The organism is Pseudomonas sp. AC252 (genome assembly GCF_979258105.1).
Genome location: NZ_OZ409837.1, coordinates 957,013 through 976,324 on the forward strand (window position 1 = coordinate 957,013; position 19,312 = coordinate 976,324).

Below are 19,312 nucleotides of genomic sequence, written 5' to 3' on the forward strand. Positions count from 1 at the left end.
GAAAAAATTCGACAGAGGCTTGAGGACGACAGTTCGGCCACAAACGATGCAGCTTTATACCAGAAGCACCGGCCCAAACGAAAAAACGCGGCCGAGGCCGCGTTTTTCGCTCAAGTAACGACGACTCAGTTCTTGGCTTTGTCGACGATCTTGTTGGCACCGATCCACGGCATCATGGAGCGCAGTTGCTCGCCGATGATTTCGATACCGTGAGCGGCGTTGTTACGACGCTTGGCGGTCATCGAAGGGTAGCCGGTTGCGCCTTCGCTGATGAACATTTTGGCGTATTCGCCGTCCTGAATACGTTTCAGGGCGTTGCGCATGGCCTGACGGGACTCGGCGTTGATGACTTCCGGGCCGGTCACGTACTCGCCGTATTCGGCGTTGTTGGAGATCGAGTAGTTCATGTTGGCGATACCGCCTTCGTACATGAGATCAACGATCAGTTTCAGTTCGTGCAGGCACTCGAAGTAGGCCATTTCCGGCGCGTAGCCAGCTTCAACCAGGGTTTCGAAGCCGGCTTTCACTAGTTCAACGGTACCGCCGCACAGAACGGCTTGTTCGCCGAACAGGTCGGTTTCGGTCTCGTCCTTGAAGGTGGTTTCGATGATGCCGGTACGACCGCCACCAACGCCGGCGGCGTAGGACAGTGCAACGTTTTTGGCGTTGCCCGAGGCGTCCTGGTAGATCGCGATCAGGTCAGGGATACCGCCACCTTTGACGAACTCGGAACGTACGGTGTGGCCCGGGGCTTTCGGCGCGATCATGATCACGTCGAGGTCGGCACGCGGAACAACCTGGTTGTAGTGAATCGCGAAGCCGTGGGAGAAGGCCAGGGTGGCGCCTTTCTTGATGTTCGGCTCGATTTCGCTCTTGTACAGCGAGGACTGGAACTCGTCCGGGGTCAGGATCATGACCAGATCGGCAGCGGCAACGGCGGAGGCCACGTCGGTCACTTTCAGGCCGTGAGCTTCGGCTTTGGCAACGGTGGCCGAACCTTTACGCAGACCGACAGTTACGTCGACACCGGAATCTTTCAGGTTGCACGCTTGAGCGTGGCCCTGGGAGCCGTAACCGATGATGGCAACTTTCTTGCCCTGGATGATCGACAGGTCGCAGTCTTTATCGTAGAAAACTTTCATGAATTTCCCCTTATATCCGGCCATTCAGGCCATGCGCTAATTTGGTTTAGATGCTGAGTACTTTGTCGCCGCGAGCAATGCCGGTCACGCCGCTGCGGACGGTTTCCAGAATCGATGCGGTGCCAATGGACTGAATGAAGCTGTCGAGCTTGTCGCTGGTACCGGTCAATTGAACGGTATACACGCTGGCGCTGACGTCGACGATCTGTCCACGGTAGATATCGGTGGTGCGTTTGATCTCGGCGCGCTGGGCGCCAGTGGCCTTGACCTTGACCAGCATCAGTTCACGCTCGATGTGAGCGCTTTCCGACAGGTCCACCAGCTTGACCACTTCGATCAGCTTGTTCAGGTTTTTGGTGATCTGCTCGATGACTTCATCGTGACCCACGGTGGTCAGCGTCAGACGCGACAGGGTCGGGTCTTCGGTCGGGGCCACGGTCAGGCTTTCGATGTTGTAGTTGCGCTGCGAGAACAGGCCGACTACGCGAGACAGAGCGCCGGGTTCGTTTTCCAGAAGCAGGGAAATAATGTGCCGCATGATTAAGTACGCTCCGTCTTGCTCAGCCACATATCGCGCATGGAGCCGTCTTTGATCTGCATCGGGTAGACGTGCTCGCTGGTGTCGACCGCAACGTCGATGATCACCAGGCGATCCTTCATGGCGAACGCTTCTGCCATCTTCGACTTCAAATCTTTCGATTCGGTGATGCGTACGCCAACGTGGCCGTAGGCTTCAGCCAGCTTGATGAAGTCGGGCAGCGATTCCATGTAGGAGTGCGAGTGACGGCTGCCGTAGCTCATGTCCTGCCACTGGCGAACCATGCCCAGCACACCGTTGTTGAGGATGACGATCTTCACCGGCAAGCCGTATTGCAGGCAGGTCGACAGCTCCTGGATGTTCATCTGGATACTGCCTTCGCCGGTGACGCAGGCAACGTCGTCGTCCGGGAAGCTCAGTTTGATGCCCATCGCTGCTGGCAGACCGAAGCCCATCGTGCCCAGACCACCGGAGTTGATCCAGCGGTTCGGCTTGTTGAACGTGTAGTACTGCGCGGCAAACATCTGGTGCTGACCGACGTCCGAAGTCACAAAGGCGTCGCCCTTGGTCACTTCGCAGAGGGTTTCGATCACGGTCTGCGGTTTGATCTTGCTGCCGTCGCCCTTTTCATAAGGGAACAGGCCGCGATCGCCACGCCATTCATCGACCTGCTTCCACCAGCTGGCCACGGACTCCTTGTTTGGGGTCTCGCCGATTTCCTTGAGAATCGCGACCATTTCGGTCAGGACGCTCTCGACCGGACCAACGATTGGTACGTCGGCCTTGATGGTCTTGGAGATCGACGCCGGGTCGATGTCGATATGGATGATCTTGGCGTTCGGGCAGAACTTCGCCGGGCCGTTGATCACCCGGTCGTCGAAGCGTGCGCCGACCGCGAGGATCACGTCGGCATGGTGCATCGCCAGGTTGGCGGTGTAGCTGCCGTGCATGCCGAGCATGCCGATGAACTGACGGTCAGTGCCGTGGAAAGCGCCCAGCCCCATCAAGGTGTTGGTCACCGGCAGGTTGAGCATTTTCGCCAGTTCGGTCAGCTGTGCAGAACCGTTGCCGAGGATGACGCCGCCGCCGGAGTACAGCACTGGTCGCTTGGCTGCCAACAGCATTTCCGCTGCTTTGCGGATCTGCCCGGAGTGACCGCGAACGGCCGGGCTGTAGGAGCGCAGCTTGGCTTTTTTCGGGAAAACGTATTCGAACTTCTCGGCCGGATTGGTCATGTCTTTCGGGATATCGACCACGACCGGGCCCGGACGACCGGATTGCGCGAGGTAGAAAGCCTTCTTCATGACTTCCGGGATTTCCGAAGCGTGCTTGATCATGAAGCTGTGCTTCACGATCGGCCGGGAGATACCGATCATGTCGGTTTCCTGAAACGCGTCGGTGCCGACCATGGTGCTTGGCACCTGACCGGAAATGATCACCATCGGAATCGAGTCCATGTAGGCGGTGGCGATACCGGTGATGGCGTTTGTGGCGCCTGGACCGGAAGTCACCAATACCACGCCGGCTTTACCGGTGGCACGGGCGTAGCCGTCAGCCATATGGGTAGCCGCTTGTTCGTGACGAACCAGGATGTGGGTCACTTCCGGCTCTTTGAACAGGGCATCGTAAACATGCAGGAGAGCACCACCCGGGTACCCGTAGATATATTTGACGCCTTCGTCACGCAAAAAGCGGACGAGCATCTCACCGCCAGATAAAAGCTCCACGTTGTTCACCTCTAAAACGCCAGAATACCGTCCACAAAAAGGGGCGGGTCTTAATAGGTTTACTTCTCGGCAGAGCATGAGCGACGGTGGTCGCCGACTACGTCAGCACTGACTGAGCAAGTATTGGGATCGTCCCAAGTGTTGCGGGCCTTTCCCACCCAGCGCGAGGTAACGCGTTGCGGGTGTAACAGGTCGGCGCGGATGTGCGCCTCATGATCTACCGAGTGGGTCTGCTTCTGGCAGTCCCTCTACAGCGGACTTTGGATTCTTCTGTTTCGCCCTCTGCAAGTCAAGTCGTCTGTGAGGTTAATTGTGGGTAAGCACATGAGAACGCAAGAAAAAACCTGAAAAGCGCTACTCTGTTAGCGTCAATTGCGCATTTTTGCCAAGGAATCAGCATGCGAACGCTCCTCCTCACATTACTGATCGGCTTCAGCCCATGGTGCTCGGCCGCTCAAATCTACAAATGGGTCGATGCCCAAGGCGTCACGCATTTCGATGCGCAGCCTCCGAAGGGCCAACCGTCGACGACCGTACAGACGCCCTCCTCACCCGCGCCGAAAGCTGCGCCGATGCCGGGCGGCGGCGTACTGGGCGATCAGAAAGCCATTGATGCCAAGGTGAAGAAACAGGTCGCCGAGCAGCAGGCGCAGCTCAAGGCATTTTGCGAGCAGGCACGCACGAACCTGGCGCAACTGCAGAACAATCCGCGTTTGCGTGAGGAGGTCGAGGGGGATTTGCGCAGGCTCAACGATACACAGCGTCAGGAACGCATCGTCGAAGCGAAGAAGCAGATTGCCGAGAATTGCTCGTAATCGCAGCGTAGGAACTCTGGAGCGGTGTAGGAGCTGACGAGTGTAACGAGGCTGCGATCTTTTGATCTTGCTTTTAAAACAAGATCAAAAGATCGCAGCCTTCGGCAGCTCCTACAGTCCCTGTATTCAGCGCGAGGCAGTGATCAGCAAGTCAAACTCTTTGAGCAGCACCTGCAACTGCCGATCCTTGCCGCCCAGATTACGCTGGGCGAAGACCATTTCCGCCATTTCCTGAATCCCCGAGGCGTTCGGCAGCGGCAGATCCTGTTCGAGGATCATCTTCATGCGCGGCAGGAAGATCCATTGCAGCCATTGTTCGAAGTCCAGCGTGTCGACCGAAAACGGCTCGACACTGCTCAGCGCTTCGGCCGACGGCTCAACCTCGTCCCACCAGCCCTGGGTGCGCAGCTCTCGCTCGATCAGCAACAGCTGATCGGCGATTTTCGGGAAGCGCGCATCCATCACAGGGAAACCTTGGCCTTCTGACGGGCCTGAGCGGCGCCGGCGGAGTCGCCTTGTTTCTCGCGGGCCTGAGCGATGATTTCCCACAAACTGGCTTGCAGATCCGGACGACCGTTGGCCATGGTCAGCGCGCGACGGGCGAACTGCTCGGCTTGCGGCGCATCGCCCTGAGCCATGCGCACTTGGGCCAAACGGTAAAGCACTTGTGGCTCGCGCGGGGCGACACGTTGCGCCCGCTCAAGACTGGAGGACGCGCCGTTGAGGTCACCGCCGGCCTGCTGCTGTTGCGCAGTGGTCAGCAAGGCCAGCACCGGGCCGTCCAGTTGCTCATCCGCCGAAAGGCCACCGCCACTGCTGGCCGAAGGGATGCCACTGGGTGTCGACGGCATGCTGTAGCTGCCGGCGTTGACCGGCGCCGGTTCGACCGCCGATGGGTTGTAAGGCCCCGACGTGATGCCTCCGGATGCCGGACCCGGAACGATCGGCGAAGAGCTGATCGGTGTCGACACCGCAGCACCGCCGCCCGGCACCATGACCACCACGCCGGTATCGCCTTGCGGAATCGCCTGAGTCTGGCCCTGCGCCGGGCGCTTGACTGTGGTCTGGCGGAAACCGCCATTGGCGCCGATACGTTCGCTGTTGGACACGGCCGTACCCGAATCCACTACCGGAATCGAACCACGCTGTACGGTGGAGCAGCCGCTGAGCAAAGCCACGGCGGTCACCGCTGGAATCAACCACTTGTTCACTTGAAACCCTCTTTGCTTAATTCATCCAGCCCTTGACCCAGTCCATCACCGACTCCGGCGAGGCAGGTGTTTCGCTTGCACACGCGGCGCCGGGTGGCGGTTCGCTGCCGCGAATATACGGCATCTGCACAGCGCCGGGGCAGTTGGCATCGGAACCCTGTCCGGTGCGTGAATCGACCCAGGCCTGCACGACGTTGTCCGGCTGCGGCATGTCCAGCGGCAGCGGATCGGCCTTGCGCATGAAACTGGTCCAGACCTGCAGCGCACCGGTGGCCCCGGTGAACGGCGTCTTGCCATTGTCGTCGCGGCCGAGCCAGACCACTGCCAGCAGATCCTGGCTGAAGCCGGCAAACCAACTGTCGCGCGAATCATTACTGGTACCGGTCTTGCCCGCCAGCGTCAGGGTCTTGGGCAGCACGTTATAAACCGAACTGCCGGTACCTTCACGCATCACCCGCTGCATGGCGTTCTGGATCAGGTAAATCGAGGCCGGGTCGAAACGCTGCTCGATCTGGAACGGATAACGCTTGAGCGGCTCGCCCTCGGCGGTCAGCACGCTGCGAATACCGCGCATCGGCGTATTGAAACCACCGTTGGCCAGCGTCTGGTACATGGTCGCCACTTCGATCGGCGTCATGCCGCCGGCGCCCAGCAGCATTGACGGGAACGCCGGGAATTCACGGGTAACGCCCAGGCGACCGAGAGTCTTGAGCACGTTCGGCACGCCGACTTCCAGGCCCAGACGCGAGGTCGACAGGTTGTAGGAATGCGCCAGGCCCTGATAGAGGAACACCGTACCGTGGGAGCGGCGATCGTAGTTCTGCGGCTTCCACACCTGACCGTTGGCGCCTTTGACCGACAATGGATCGTCCGACAGCCAACTGGTCAACGTGTATTGGCTCGGTTTCTCCAGCGCGGTCAGGTATACCGCCGGTTTGATCAGTGAGCCGATCGGGCGCACCGCATCCAGTGCACGGTTGAACCCGGCGTAGCTGGCCTGACGGCTGCCGATCATTGCCTGGACTTCGCCGGTTTCCGGGTTGGTCACGACCATCGCCGCTTCGACGTCATCCGAGCCCTTGCGCCCCGCCAGACGTTTGAACGTGTCGTTGACCGAAGCTTCGGCTTTCATCTGCAGGATCGGATCGAAACTGGTGAAGATGCGCAGGCCTTCTTCGGTCAAGTCTTCGTCGCGATAGTCTTCGCGCAACTGGCGTTTGACCAGGTCGATAAAGCCTGGGAACGAGCTGTCGGCGAGCTTGCCGCGAGTCGTCACACCGAGCGGCATTTTCTTCGCCGCTTCGACCTGTTCGGCGGTGGCCACGCCTTGCTGCGCCAGCACGTCGAGGACCAGATTACGCCGCTCCAGCGCGCGCTCCGGGTTGCGACGCGGGTTGTAGTAGGACGGCCCCTTGACCATGCCGACCAGCATCGCCACCTGATGTAACTTCAGCTCGGACAACGGCTGGCCGAAGAAGAACTGGCTGGCCAGACCGAAACCGTGCACCGCACGCTGACCGTCCTGGCCGACGAAGACTTCGTTGAGGTAGGCCTCAAGGATTTCCTTCTTGTCGTAATGCAGTTCGAGCAGCAACGCCATCATCGCTTCGGTGAGCTTGCGGGTCAGGCTGCGTTCGCTGGTCAGGTAGAAGTTCTTCACCAACTGCTGGGTAAGCGTACTGCCGCCCTGGGTCATCTTGCCGCCGGAGGTGTTGATCCACACCGCGCGGGCGATCGATTTCGGCGACACGCCCCAGTGGCTGTAGAAGTCGCGGTCTTCAACGGCGATCAGGGTTTCGAGCAGGTATGGCGGCACCTGATCGAGTTTGATCAGGATGCGGTCTTCGAGATTTTTCGGGTAAATGCCGCCGATCATCAGCGGCTCGAGGCGCACAACCGACAGTTTCGAACCGTTGGTCGAGGACAGCTCAGCAACATAATCACCGGAGAAACGCACACGCACTGGCTGCGGTTTTTCCAGGCCTTCATAGAACTGGAAGCCGCGAGTGTTCAGGTCGACCGTGTTGCCGCTAACCGCTGCGGCGCCCGGGCCGTTGCTCACGGCTTCGCGGCGATAGCCGAGGGCATCGAGTTCGGTGAGGAAATCGTCCTTGCTGAGCTTCTGTCCGACGAACAGCTCAAGCGGGCGCGCGTACACCTTGGCCGGGATTGTCCAGCGCTTGCCGGAGAATTTCTCCTGCACCACGGCATCGAGGTAAACGGCGAAGCCGGCCAGCACTACAAGGCCGACCAGGCTGAGTTTAATGGCCCAGCTCAACCACGGACTAAGGCCCTTGGCTGGTGGTTTTTTCTTGGTACGGGGGGATCGGGATCGAGTCATGGCGGCGGATTATACGCACTTTATCGATCCTCAACAGGCGCGCGCAGAGGTTTGCGTCAGGCGGGCAAGCAGCCATAATGGCCGCCTCGAATTCCCCGTCTCTGAAGGATCGCCCGTGAGCCAGTCCCTGATCGCTGCCCTGCAAAACCCGGCCCTCTACCCGCATCCCGTCGAAGGATTTCAGGTCATCGAAACCCACATTTCGTGGGTGATTCTCACCGGGCCCTTTGCCTATAAAGTGAAGAAGCCGGTGAATTTCGGCTTCCTCGACTTCACCAGTCTCGACGCACGTGCGCATTTCTGCGCGGAAGAGCTGCGCCTCAACCAGCGCCTGACCGCTGATTTGTATCTGGACGTGTTGCCGGTCACCGGCAGCGTCGAAGCACCGCAACTGGGCGGCGACGGCCCGGCTATCGAATACGTGCTGAAAATGCGCCAGTTCCCCCAGAGCGGCTTGCTCAGCACCCTGCAAGCCAATGGCGAACTGACCACGCAGCACATCGATGCGCTGGCCGAGCAGATCGCACACTTCCATCTCAACGCCCCGAAAGTCCCGGCCGAACACGACGCCGGCACGCCGGACAGCGTGATGGCGCCGGTCGCGCAGAATTTCGAGCAGATCCTGCCGTTCCTCAGCGACAAGAACGATTTGCTCCAACTCGAGGCCCTGAAAGCCTGGGCCGAAAGCAGCTTCGAACGTCTCAAGCCGCTGTTCGCCCAGCGCAAGGCGCAAGGTTTCACCCGTGAATGCCACGGCGACATCCACTTGGGCAACGCCACTGTGATCGATGGCAACGTGGTGATCTTCGACTGCATCGAGTTCAACGAGCCATTCCGTTTCACTGACGTCTGGGCCGACACCGGTTTCCTCGCCATGGACCTGGAAGACCGTGGCCTGAAATCGCTGGCGCGTCGCCTCATCAGCCAATACCTGGAACTGACCGGCGACTATGAGGGCCTGGAAGTGCTGAACTTCTATAAAGCCTATCGCGCGCTGGTGCGAGCCAAGGTGGCGCTGTTCAGCATGCCGGCGGACGCGACTGCGGTGCAGCGCGCCACCACCCTGCGCCAGTACCGCAACTACGCCAACCTGGCGGAAAGCTACAGCACCATTCCTTCGCGTTTCATGGCCATCACCCACGGCGTTTCCGCTGTCGGCAAGAGTCATGTGGCCATGCGTCTGGTCGAGGCGCTGGGCGCGATTCGCCTGCGTTCCGATGTCGAACGCAAGCGCCTGTTCGGTGAGCAGACCGTTGCCAACGATGTGCAAGCGGGCATTTACAGCGCCGACGCCAGTACCGCGACCTACGCGCGTCTGCATGAAATCGCCGAGGTGATCCTGCACGCCGGCTTCCCGGTGGTGATCGACGCGACTTACCTCAAGCGTGAGCAGCGCGACGACGCGGCGAAGATCGCCGAAGCCACCGGCACGCCGTTCCTGATCCTCGACTGCAACGCCCCACAAGCAGTGATCGAGAGCTGGCTGGCGATCCGTCAGGCCGATCAGAAGGATCCGTCCGACGCCACCCTTGCGGTGATCGAAGCGCAACAGGCCAATCGCGAAGCGCTGACGCCGGAAGAAATCCTGCGCAGCAAACGCGTGCAGACCAATGAATCCGGCACGCTGGACACCGTGGTCGCGCAGATCCGTCAGCGCCTGCCGGGTCTGTAAAAAACTATTTCGGCCGTGAAGCCCTCGCTCGCTTCACGGCCGTCAAATAGTGGCACTATACTGGCGTCATAAAACCAACAGGTGATCTGACATGAGCCAGCCAAAACTGCTCGACACTCCGCTTTACGCCCTGCTGCACAAAGACGACGTTGCAGGCTTCAACAAGGAACGCCCACAGGATGGCCCGATCGACATGGTCGGCGGCGATTTCCGTGGCCTCGACCTGCGCGAACTGAACGCCGACGGCGTGGATTTCCGCGATGCGTACTTCCGCTCCGCCGATCTGCGTGGCATCGACTTCCGCAAGGCCTCGCTCGAAGGCGCCAGCCTGGCGCATGCGCAGATCTCCGGGGCGTACTTTCCGCCGGAGCTGAGTGCCGACGAGATCCTGATGTCGATGAATTTCGGCACTCGGTTGCGCTATCGCACCCGTTGAGAATCATCGTCAGCCCCTGACACCACCCTCCCCTTGTAGGAGTGAGCCTGCTCGCGATAGCTGACTGACATTCAAAATGGATGTCGGCTGTTATACCGCTATCGCGAGCAGGCTCACTCCAATTGTATGCGCTACGCCCCTCCTCTCTGCGTTCGCAGGTCTTTCACTCCCCTTTCTTAGAAGCTTTTGCGTCGAATCCGACCAAACAACCACGCTTTTCCTACTGATGGCTACACTGCTGAGAAGCTCGCCCACGCACCATTCGGCCGTCGCAAGGAGGCTTGATGAATGATGAACTGCAACACCTGAAAAATCTTGGCAAGACGTCGGCGCAGTGGCTGCATGCCGTGGGCATCCACAGCGCCTCGGACTTGCGTCGCCTCGGTGCGGTGGATGCCTACCGGGCCGTGCGTACTCGGGGGTTTCGCGCATCGAAGGTGTTGTTGTATGCGATCGAGGGCGCGTTGATGGACGTGCACTGGAACGACATCCCCGCCGAGCGCAAGGACGCCTTGAACAAACAGCTCGAAGCCATTTCCGCGCGCCACAAGAACTGAACAGGCGCTGACGCCATGTATTTACTGGGGGAGCAATCGGCGCACGCCGACGCGTTGATCAATCGCTTGCAGAATCTTCCTGGGCAGTGGCTGGAGGATTTGTCGCCATGCGCGCCAGTCATCGAGCTGGAGGCGACCGATGATCTGTTTGCGCAAGTGCCGAGCGACCAGTTGTTTCTACTGGCCGAGGGCGTGGTGCATGGCTGCATCGCTGGTCGTGCGCTGTTCTACTGGCAGGAGGGTGATCTGCTCGGCCTGCAACGCGGCGAGCAATGGAATGACTGCCGCTTGCGCAGCGAGGGCACTGTGCGACTAGTGCCCTACGGACGCGCGGAGGTTGTGCAGCACGTGTACGCCGATCCTAATCGAGCGGAACAGTTGCTGAGCTATCTGCTTGGGCAAATGGCGCTGCTCGCCCACGCCGTGGCCGAGTTGAAACCCCGGGAGTTTCGCAGCACTAACGCCTTCAAACGCGTTGAAGCCGGCGCCGTGCTGATTCAACAGGGCGATGCGGCGGATCATGTGTTCGTGATTATCGACGGGCACGCCGAGGCATTTGTTGACGGGCACAAGGTCGGCGACGTGCCGAGGGACGAGATTTTCGGCGCCATGGCGTTGTTTACCGGCGAGCCGCGCAACGCCACGGTAGTGACGTCAGAGCCGAGCACGGTGATGTTGATTCCCGGTGATCAATTTTTGAGCATGACCCGCAGCAATCCGAAGATCGCCCACAGCCTGATTGAGGGCATGGCTCGCCGCATTGGCCAGTTGAATCGACAGATCACGCAATTGACGGCGCATCGCAGCTAGCGCAAAGCCCTTTATTCACGGGGTCTCACGACCGTTCGCAAAACTAAATTACAGATTTGCAAAATCAGCGGTTGACGCGTTAATGAGAATCGCTATGATTATCACAACTGGTCGCGAGATCAGTCGATATTCTGAAAAGCCCTTGGTTCGGACTCTCAGATTATCTCCTCATCAGGCTAATCACGGTTATTTGACCCGGTTTTTACCGGGTCTTTTTTTTGCCTGTGGAAAAGTCATTTGGCGAATTGCTGGCGCATCTGTTCGCAGTAATCCGGCTTCGGCGTGGCCGGCGTGTACCAGACGTAATCGGCCATCGCCGCCGTGACCGCATCGCCCTGCTCGGCCAGCATCAAAACGGTCGGTGCCTCCGCTGCACCGAGATCCAGCAGATGCAGCGGCACGCCAACATCCTTGCGCGCATGCCAGGCACCGGCCAGCAGGATCGCAGGTGTCGGCGCCGCCAGCATGCGTTCGGCCATTCGCCGATCACGCTGCTGCTGAATCGTCAGCATCGCCGGCATCTGTGATTCGGGCAGCAGGCCGCAGTGGGATTCACTGATTTGCCCAAGCAAGGTTTTTTAACCGAAAGCGCATTACTGCGCGGACCGTTCAGAGCCGGTGGATTGCGATAGAACGCGCGGATTTCGCTGTCATCAAGATTGGCCGCCAGCAGCGGATAGGGCTGCGTCAGGGCGAAGCGCACGATCGGCCCGTAAAGATTCCAGTCCCAGCCCTCTTGCCAGGCCAATGCCGCAGGCAGATCTGCCGGAGCGTATTTCGCCTGGCGCGCCGCATCGACTTTCGCTTGTTGATTCGGCGTGAGCATTTCCAGCAGCAGACTGCCTTGCGTTCGCTGCTCGCCGAGCGCCTGCAACAGCCACAATTGCGCCGCGTGATGGTCGGCATTGTCGTGCTGCTCACCGATGATCAAACGCTCCGGTTCAGCGAGACGCACCAGAAGTTGCTGCGCGGTGAGCGTCTCGCCGCTGCGCAGATCGCGGATTTCACCGCCCACTGGCGGAACCGCCACGTGCTGACACCCCGCGAGCAACACCAGCGCCAACAACCACAATCCGCGCATGCAACACCTCAATGATGATTCAGCGGGCGATGATCAGCGGATGCCCACGCTCCGGGTGCGGTTGCACCAAAACCTCCAGGCCGAACACCGCTTTGAGCGTATCCGGACGCAGCACTTGCTGCGGAGTATCCAGCGCGACAGGGCGCCCCTGCTCCAGCAACAGCACGCGATGACAATAGCGCGCCGCCAGATTCAGATCATGCAGGATCACCAGCACCGCCGCGCCACGATTGGCGAAGTCGCGAACCGCCTGCAAGGTGGTGTGCTGATGCAGCGGATCGAGCATCGATGTCGGTTCGTCGAGCAACAAGGTTTGCCCGGCCTGGCCCGGCCAGAGTTGCGCCAGCACCCGCGCCAGATGCACGCGCTGACGCTCGCCACCGGACAACGCCAGATAGCTGCGCCCACTCAGGTGCCCGGCGTCGGCGGCGGCCAGCGCCGCCGCGACAATCTCGTCGTCGCGCACGCGCCCGGTCTGGTACGGCAAACGGCCCATGCCGACGACCTCTTCCACGGCGAAGGCAAAATCCAGCGTCGACACCTGCGGTAGCACCGCCAGTCGTTGTGCCCGCTGCGTTCCGCTCCAATGACTTAACGCCTGACCATCGAGCGAGACATTGCCGTCACTGGCGAGTAACTCTCCACACAAGGCGCCGAGCAAGGTGCTTTTGCCGGCGCCGTTCGGTCCCAGCACGCCAAGCACTTCACCGGGTTCGAGCCCGAGCGTGACCCCGCTGAGCACAGTCTTGCGGCCACGGCGGACATGCAGATCGCGTGCAGACAACATCAGGCACGCCCTCGCAGCAGCAGATAAAGGAAGAACGGCGCACCGATGAACGCGGTGACAATGCCGATCGGCAACTCCGCCGGCGCCAGCGCCAGGCGCGCCACCAGATCGGCGAGCAACAACAGGCTCGCACCCGCCAAAACCGAAGCTGGCAATAGCACTTTGTGATCGGGGCCTGCCAGCAGGCGCACCAGATGCGGCACCACCAGCCCGACAAAACCGATCATGCCGGCCGCCGCCACCGCCGCGCCGACACCCAGCGCGGTGCAGAACACCAGTTCGCGCTTGAGTCGTTCGACATCGATGCCCAGATGACCGGCCTCGGATTCACCGAGCAACAAGGCATTCAACGCCTTGGCCCTGCGCGGCAGCCACAGCGCAACGCCAACGGTAATGATCAGCAACGGCCACAGCCGCGCATAACTGGCGCCGTTGAGGCTGCCCAGGTTCCAGAATGTCAGGGTGCGCAGCGTGGCGTCATCGGCCAGATATGTGAACAGACCGACCGCCGAACTGGCCAGCGCCGTCAGCGCGATACCGGCCAACAACATGGTCGCCACATGGGTCTGACCGTTGCGCCGGCCCAGCCGATAGACCAGCGCCGTCACCCCGAGCCCGCCAAGAAACGCACACACCGACAACAGATACGGCCCAAACCACTCCGGCAGGCCGCCAAAGAACGAACCGCCGACAATCGCAATCGCCGCGCCAAGTGCCGCGCCACTGGACACGCCGACCAGCCCCGGATCTGCCAGCGGATTACGAAACAGTCCTTGCATCGCCACCCCGGACAGCGCCAGTACGCCGCCGACCGCCAAGCCGAGCAAGGTTCGCGGCATGCGGATCTGGCCGAGAATCAGCTCAGCCTGCTCCAACCCTTGCGGCGCCAACGGCACGCCGATCAGACGCAGCGCCGCGCGCAAGGTATCGAACAACGGCAGGCTTACCGGCCCCAGCGCCAGCGACAGCCAGATCGCCAGCAGACACAGCAATGTCAGGCCGATAAACAAGCCACGGGGTTTGACCAGTGTGATCATTGGCCGCCCTTGGCCGGGTAGAAGCCGTCAGTCAGGGTTTTCAGCGCAGCCGGCAACCGTGGCCCGAGACCGCCAACCAGCAGCGTCGGATCCAGCTCCATCACCCGACCGCTCTTGGCCGCGCGGCTGGAATTGAGGATGGGGTTTTCCTTGAACAATGCCGCTTTTGCCGCTTCACCGGTCAGCGCACGGTCAGCGAACACCAGCACTTCGGGATCGAGGCTGGCGAGAGATTCCATGGAAAACGGCTTGTAGCCGGTATGCGTTGCGAGGTTATGGCCGCCGGCCTGTTGCAGCAGCCAATCGGCGGCAGTGTCCTTGCCGGCGATCAACGGCTTGCCGCCCGCATGCCCGAGCAACAGCAACACTCCGGGGGCTTTGTGCGTGGTCTGCACTTGGGCAACGCGCGCTTTCTGCGCCTGGAGTTGCTGTTGATAAGTCTGCAGCAACTGCGCCGCCTGGCTTTGCGCGCCGAGCAACTGGCCCAGATGAGTGACATTTTTTTCCAGTGTCGGCAGATCAGGCTGGGCTGAAAACAACTCGACCTTGACCTTGGCCGCTTTGACTTGCGCCAGAACCGGCGGCGGGCCCATTTCTTCGGTGCCGACCAGAATGTCCGGGCGCAGGCTCAAGATGCCTTCCGCCGACAGGCTACGCTGATAGCCGATACTCGGCAGCGCCTGCAACGATTGGGGATGCTGACTGGTGGTGTCGACTCCAACCAGTTTTGACTCGCCGCCCAGTGCGCTGACCCATTCCGACAGCGCGCCGCCGGCGCTGACCCAGCGTTGCGGTAAATCCGCTGCGGCCGCCTGATGGCAGAGCAAAAGGCCGGCGCACAGCACGACAACGCGGGTTTTCAGGCGCATACACAGCTTCCTTGAACAAGGTTTCCCGGGCATCGGCGCAGCGAGCCAAGTATCCTCGGCAAACGGCCAGACTCCCTGTGGGAGAAGGCCGCCATTTGATAATTGTTTGCATTTGAACGTCAAGCTCGGACATATCCCGACACGAGCGGACATTAGAGGATAGCCATGAAGTTTCTCTGCGCCGGCGGCGATCTGGCCGAAGCCGGCAGTCGCGGTTTCGAAATCGAAGGCAAAAAGCTGTTTGCCGTACGTCGGGGTGGCCAAGTCTTTGTCTATTTCAATCGCTGCCCGCACCGGGGTGTCGGGCTGGAATGGCAGCCTGACCAGTTTCTCGATCCGAGCAACAGCCTGATCCAGTGCGCCACCCACGGCGCACTGTTTCTGATCGAGAACGGCGAATGCGTTGCCGGCCCCTGCGCCGGGCAGTCGCTGACGGCGATTGAATGCCGGGAAGACACACAAGGCGTGTGGGTCAATGTTTAACCGTTTAGCCGCACGTCGAGTCGGCGGTCGATGACCATCTCTTCATGGTCCAGGCGCACGCCGTACGCCAACACCTCGACACCGCAAGCAACCGCTTCACGCAGCGCCTCGGCGTAAGCCCAGTCGATCTCCTCCGCCGGGCGCACCGCATCGATGCCGGTGAGGTTCACACAGTACAACTGCACTGCCCGGATACCGTCGCGCGCCAGATGCGCAAGCTCGCGCAGATGCTTGGCGCCGCGCTGGGTCACCGCATCGGGAAACGCCGCCACCGCCGTACCGTCGAAGCCCAACGTGACGCTTTTCACTTCGACATACGCCGGGCCACTGGGGTATTCGAGGCGGAAGTCGATGCGGCTTTTCTCCTGCCCGTACGCGACTTCACGTTTTAACGCGGTAAACCCAGCCAGCTCGGTGATTACGCCGGCCTGCAGCGCTTCTTCGACCAAGCCATTGGCGCGCCCGGTGTTGACGCAAAACAGCCGGCCCTGCGGGGTTTCGCCAATTTCCCAAGTGCCGGGCAATTTGCGTTTCGGGTCATTGGAGCGACTGAACCAGACCTGCCCGCCCTCGACCTGGCAATTAAGCATCGAACCGGTGTTGGGACAGTGAATGGTCAGCAATTCGCCGCCAACGGTCTCGATATCGGCGAGAAAACGCTTGTACCGGCGAATCAGCCGCGCTTCTTCCAGAGCAGGATAAAAGCGCATCAGCCTTGCCAGCTCTTCAAACCGCGGGCGATACGCTCCACCGCTTCCTGCAAACGTGCGAGGTTTTGTGTGTAAGCGAAGCGCACGTGATGGCCGGCCTGATAACGACCGAAATCCAGTCCCGGCGTGAAGGCGACGTGCTCGGTTTCGAGGAAATGCCGGCAGAACGCGAAGGCATCCCCCCGAATTGGCCGATATCGGCGTAGAGATAAAATGCGCCCTCCGGTTCAACGGCGATGTTGAAGCCGAGTTCACGCAGCGCTGGCAGGAGGAAGTCACGACGGCGGGCGAACTCGGCGCGGCGCTCTTCGAGAATCGCGATGGTGGCCGGCTCGAAACAGGCCAGCGCCGCGTACTGCGCCATGCTCGGCGCGCTGATGTAGAGGTTCTGCGCGAGTTTTTCCAGTTCGCTGACCGCTGCGTCTGGCGCCACCAGCCAACCCAGGCGCCAACCGGTCATGCCGAAATACTTGGAGAAACTGTTGAGGACAAAAGCGCTGTCATCGACTTCCAGCACACTGGCGGCATCAGTGCCGTAGGTCAGGCCGTGGTAGATCTCATCCACCACCAAGTGTCCGTGCCTGGCCTTGATCGCTGTGGATAACCCGGCCAGTTCATCGCGCGTCAGCAAAGTGCCTGTCGGGTTGGCCGGCGAAGCGACAAGGGCGCCGACACTGTCGTGATCCCAATGCCGCTCGACCAGATCCGGGGTCAGTTGATAACGCACCTCCGGCCCGACCGGCACCAATTGCGCCGCGCCTTCGACCAGGCGCAGAAAGTGCCGATTGCACGGGTAGCCCGGGTCGGCGAGCAGCCAGTGTTTACCCGGATCGACCAACAGCGCACTGGCCAGCAACAGCGCGCCGGAGCCCCCCGGCGTGATCAGAATCCGCCGTGGCTCGATGTTCAGGCCGTAACGCGAATGGTAGAAACCGGCGATCGCCTCGCGCAGTTCGGGAATGCCACGGGCGGCGGTGTAACGGGTCTTGCCGGCAGTCAACGCAGCTTGTCCGGCGCGAATGATCGGCTCGGCGGTGGTGAAGTCCGGCTCGCCGATTTCCAGATGGATCACGTCGTGGCCTTCGGCCTGCAATTCATTGGCCCGCGCCAGCAGCGCCATCACATGGAACGGTTCGATCGCACGACTGCGCGCACTGTAGGGGCCCATTGGAATGCCTTCGACGGAAAAAAGAGACGATTCTACCTGTCTGCCGGAACGAGCGAGAACCCGTGAAGGTCACAGCCTCAAGAACGCTGGACTGTAACGATCTGAACGTACGCTCCAGGATTGACTAAAATCAGTGATTGAACAGGTCTCCATTCCCACAGACACGGCTTGTCAGACATCTGCAAGCGCCACCCGCCGGGGGCTCGACATCCGGGAGTAGCGCAGGCTGATTTGATCTGGTAAGTTCGCCCGCTTGCAGCCGCAGGGCCGGCAGGTGTCGGTGATGGAGCAATCCTGCGCAATGGATTACAAGAGTAGAGGCGGTCTATTTCATGTCCACCCAAGCAAAGCAACAACAGAAAGACACGATCAGCGGCTTCGAACCTTACGTTTCGAAGGCGGGTGAAGAGTACATGGGCGCTCCTATGCGCGCGCACTTCACCAAGATCCTGAACAAGTGGAAACTGGACTTGATGCAGGAAGTCGACCGCACGGTTGATCACATGAAAGACGAAGCGGCCAATTTCCCTGACCCGGCCGACCGTGCCAGCCAGGAAGAAGAGTTCGCCCTCGAACTGCGTGCCCGCGATCGCGAGCGCAAGCTGATCAAGAAAATCGACAAGACCCTGCAACTGATCGAAGACGAAGAGTACGGCTGGTGCGAGTCCTGCGGCATCGAGATCGGCGTCAAGCGCCTCGAAGCCCGCCCGACAGCGGATCTGTGCATCGACTGCAAGACCCTGGCGGAAATCAAGGAAAAGCAGGTCGGCAAGTAATCTCGACCTGAACGAAAAACGGAGCGTGCGAACGCTCCGTTTTTGTTTGTGCCTTTTGCCCGCGGAACCTGCTTCTGCCTCTGTGGGAGCGAGCCTGCTCGCGAAAGCGTCCCTTCAGACAGCTCATTATTGACTGACACAGCGCTTTCGCGAGCAGGCTCGCTCCCACAGAGGTAACCTGCTCAAATTCTGAATAGCCTTTATCGCCTCCATGACTGCCAAATCCCCCGCCTACATCGGCCGCTTCGCCCCCACGCCCAGTGGTCACCTGCACTTCGGTTCGCTGGTCGCTGCGTTGGCGTCTTACCTCGACGCCCGCTCCGTCGGGGGGCGCTGGCTGGTGCGCATGGAAGATCTCGACCCGCCGCGCGAAGAGCCCGGTGCGCAAGCGGCGATTCTCAAGGCGCTGGAAAGCTACGGCTTCGAATGGGACGGCGAAATGGTCCGCCAGAGCGATCGACATGCGGCTTATGCCGAAGTGCTCGACAGCCTGTTCAACCATGGTCTGGCCTACGCCTGCACGTGTTCGCGCAAACAACTGGAGCCCTATAACGGGTTTTATCCGGGGTTTTGCCGCAATGCCGGGCATGATCAGCACGACGCCGCGATCCGCCTGCGCGTGCCGGAGCTGGAATACCACTTTATTGATCGCGTGCAGGGCGAATACCGCCAGCACCTGGGCCGCGACGTCGGCGACTTCGTCATCCGTCGGCGCGATGGTCTCTACGCCTATCAACTCGCGGTGGTGCTCGATGACGCCTGGCAAGGCATCACCGACATTGTGCGTGGCGCCGATCTGCTCGATTCGACGCCGCGTCAGCTGTACCTGCAAGAACTGCTCGGCCTGAAACAGCCGCGCTATCTGCACCTGCCGCTGATCACCCAGCCGGACGGCAACAAACTCGGCAAGTCCTACCGCTCGCCGCCGCTTGAAGCCGATCAGGCCACGCCATTGCTGCTGCGGGCCTTGCGCGCACTGGGGCAAAACCCCGGCACCGAACTGGCGCACGCTTCGCCGCGTGAACTGCTGGCCTGGGGCTGCGCGCACTGGGATGCCGACAGGATCCCGCGCACATTGACCCTGCCTGAAGCGCAACTGCAATGACGACACTTGCAGTCGCGCCCCCATCCGTTACCATCGCCGCACGTTTT

18 protein-coding genes and 2 pseudogenes are annotated in these 19,312 nt (G+C 60.7%); 8 read left to right on the top strand and 12 right to left on the bottom strand.

Translation table 11 applies throughout. The annotated features are described in order from the left end of the window. Positions 1 to 125: 125 nt before the first annotated feature. From ilvC to ACZZZ4_RS04465, 3 genes are read right to left on the bottom strand one after another with little or no spacing between them, the layout of a single operon-like run. Complete coding sequence (gene ilvC / locus ACZZZ4_RS04455; RefSeq protein WP_463547316.1) at positions 126 to 1,142, bottom strand: ketol-acid reductoisomerase; 1,017 nt, start codon at positions 1,140 to 1,142, stop codon at positions 126 to 128. A gap of 46 nt (positions 1,143 to 1,188) precedes the next feature. Further along, positions 1,189 to 1,680 (bottom strand): acetolactate synthase small subunit, encoded by a 492-nt coding sequence (gene ilvN / locus ACZZZ4_RS04460; protein ID WP_003176102.1) that lies wholly within the window; start codon positions 1,678 to 1,680, stop codon positions 1,189 to 1,191. A 2-nt stretch (positions 1,681 to 1,682) separates the two neighbouring features. After that, a complete protein-coding gene (locus ACZZZ4_RS04465; protein ID WP_463547317.1) occupies positions 1,683 to 3,407 on the bottom strand; it encodes an acetolactate synthase 3 large subunit in 1,725 nt (574 codons plus the stop codon). Positions 3,408 to 3,805: 398 nt separating this feature from the next. Here ACZZZ4_RS04465 and ACZZZ4_RS04470 point away from each other — a divergent pair, with 398 nt between their 5' ends. Next, positions 3,806 to 4,222: a DUF4124 domain-containing protein gene (locus ACZZZ4_RS04470; RefSeq protein ID WP_415761432.1), complete on the top strand. Its 417-nt coding sequence runs from the start codon at positions 3,806 to 3,808 to the stop codon at positions 4,220 to 4,222. Positions 4,223 to 4,348: 126 nt separating this feature from the next. Here ACZZZ4_RS04470 and ACZZZ4_RS04475 read toward each other — a convergent pair whose 3' ends face one another. The 3 genes from ACZZZ4_RS04475 to mrcB are packed head-to-tail and all read right to left on the bottom strand — an operon-like array spanning position 4,349 to position 7,774. Beyond that, complete coding sequence (locus ACZZZ4_RS04475; RefSeq protein ID WP_039761596.1) at positions 4,349 to 4,684, bottom strand: YqcC family protein; 336 nt, start codon at positions 4,682 to 4,684, stop codon at positions 4,349 to 4,351. Beyond that, positions 4,684 to 5,433, bottom strand: a complete 750-nt coding sequence (locus tag ACZZZ4_RS04480; protein WP_463547318.1) for a tetratricopeptide repeat protein — start codon at positions 5,431 to 5,433, stop codon at positions 4,684 to 4,686. The genes ACZZZ4_RS04475 and ACZZZ4_RS04480 overlap by 1 nt, the downstream gene beginning before the upstream one ends. A gap of 16 nt (positions 5,434 to 5,449) precedes the next feature. Then, a complete protein-coding gene (mrcB, locus tag ACZZZ4_RS04485) occupies positions 5,450 to 7,774 on the bottom strand; it encodes a penicillin-binding protein 1B (RefSeq protein ID WP_463547319.1) in 2,325 nt (774 codons plus the stop codon). A gap of 115 nt (positions 7,775 to 7,889) precedes the next feature. On the opposite strand from mrcB, the gene ACZZZ4_RS04490 reads away from it, so the two are divergent. The 4 genes from ACZZZ4_RS04490 (at position 7,890) to ACZZZ4_RS04505 (ending at position 11,249) form a co-directional block, all read left to right on the top strand. Next, positions 7,890 to 9,446 (top strand): bifunctional aminoglycoside phosphotransferase/ATP-binding protein, encoded by a 1,557-nt coding sequence (locus ACZZZ4_RS04490; RefSeq protein WP_463547320.1) that lies wholly within the window; start codon positions 7,890 to 7,892, stop codon positions 9,444 to 9,446. A 91-nt stretch (positions 9,447 to 9,537) separates the two neighbouring features. Beyond that, on the top strand, positions 9,538 to 9,882 hold the full coding sequence (locus ACZZZ4_RS04495; RefSeq protein ID WP_039761605.1) for a pentapeptide repeat-containing protein: 345 nt from the start codon (positions 9,538 to 9,540) through the stop codon (positions 9,880 to 9,882). A 284-nt stretch (positions 9,883 to 10,166) separates the two neighbouring features. Beyond that, complete coding sequence (locus ACZZZ4_RS04500; protein WP_016773175.1) at positions 10,167 to 10,439, top strand: TfoX/Sxy family protein; 273 nt, start codon at positions 10,167 to 10,169, stop codon at positions 10,437 to 10,439. Positions 10,440 to 10,454: 15 nt separating this feature from the next. Beyond that, positions 10,455 to 11,249, top strand: a complete 795-nt coding sequence (locus ACZZZ4_RS04505; protein WP_463547321.1) for a Crp/Fnr family transcriptional regulator — start codon at positions 10,455 to 10,457, stop codon at positions 11,247 to 11,249. Between the two features lie 233 nt (positions 11,250 to 11,482). Here ACZZZ4_RS04505 and ACZZZ4_RS04510 read toward each other — a convergent pair. The 4 genes and pseudogenes from ACZZZ4_RS04510 to ACZZZ4_RS04525 all read right to left on the bottom strand — a co-directional run bounded on the left by ACZZZ4_RS04510 (position 11,483) and on the right by ACZZZ4_RS04525 (position 15,023). Further along, a pseudogene (locus tag ACZZZ4_RS04510) lies at positions 11,483 to 12,330 on the bottom strand (ChaN family lipoprotein). A 19-nt stretch (positions 12,331 to 12,349) separates the two neighbouring features. Then, positions 12,350 to 13,117, bottom strand: coding sequence for a heme ABC transporter ATP-binding protein (locus ACZZZ4_RS04515; RefSeq protein WP_463547322.1), 768 nt, complete (start codon positions 13,115 to 13,117; stop codon positions 12,350 to 12,352). After that, positions 13,117 to 14,100, bottom strand: a complete 984-nt coding sequence (locus ACZZZ4_RS04520) for a FecCD family ABC transporter permease (RefSeq protein ID WP_463549254.1) — start codon at positions 14,098 to 14,100, stop codon at positions 13,117 to 13,119. Before ACZZZ4_RS04520 ends, ACZZZ4_RS04515 begins: the two co-directional genes overlap by 1 nt. 50 nt (positions 14,101 to 14,150) lie before the next feature. Further along, complete coding sequence (locus tag ACZZZ4_RS04525) at positions 14,151 to 15,023, bottom strand: heme/hemin ABC transporter substrate-binding protein (RefSeq protein ID WP_463547323.1); 873 nt, start codon at positions 15,021 to 15,023, stop codon at positions 14,151 to 14,153. Between the two features lie 165 nt (positions 15,024 to 15,188). On the opposite strand from ACZZZ4_RS04525, the gene ACZZZ4_RS04530 reads away from it, so the two are divergent. After that, positions 15,189 to 15,506, top strand: coding sequence for a Rieske (2Fe-2S) protein (locus ACZZZ4_RS04530; protein ID WP_463547324.1), 318 nt, complete (start codon positions 15,189 to 15,191; stop codon positions 15,504 to 15,506). Here ACZZZ4_RS04530 and sfsA read toward each other — a convergent pair. Together sfsA and ACZZZ4_RS04540 are read right to left on the bottom strand one after the other, a co-directional pair. Further along, positions 15,503 to 16,216, bottom strand: a complete 714-nt coding sequence (gene sfsA, locus ACZZZ4_RS04535) for a DNA/RNA nuclease SfsA (protein WP_415761419.1) — start codon at positions 16,214 to 16,216, stop codon at positions 15,503 to 15,505. The two genes, ACZZZ4_RS04530 and sfsA, sit on opposite strands and share 4 nt — an antisense overlap. After that, positions 16,216 to 17,384: pseudogene (locus tag ACZZZ4_RS04540) on the bottom strand (pyridoxal phosphate-dependent aminotransferase). The gene sfsA and the pseudogene ACZZZ4_RS04540 overlap by 1 nt, the downstream one beginning before the upstream one ends. Positions 17,385 to 17,716: 332 nt before the next feature. Between ACZZZ4_RS04540 and dksA the strand changes: the two are divergent. After that, positions 17,717 to 18,160, top strand: a complete 444-nt coding sequence (gene dksA / locus ACZZZ4_RS04545) for an RNA polymerase-binding protein DksA (protein ID WP_016773167.1) — start codon at positions 17,717 to 17,719, stop codon at positions 18,158 to 18,160. 211 nt (positions 18,161 to 18,371) lie between these two features. Further along, positions 18,372 to 19,265, top strand: coding sequence for a tRNA glutamyl-Q(34) synthetase GluQRS (gluQRS, locus tag ACZZZ4_RS04550; protein ID WP_463547325.1), 894 nt, complete (start codon positions 18,372 to 18,374; stop codon positions 19,263 to 19,265). Positions 19,266 to 19,312: the final 47 nt, after the last annotated feature.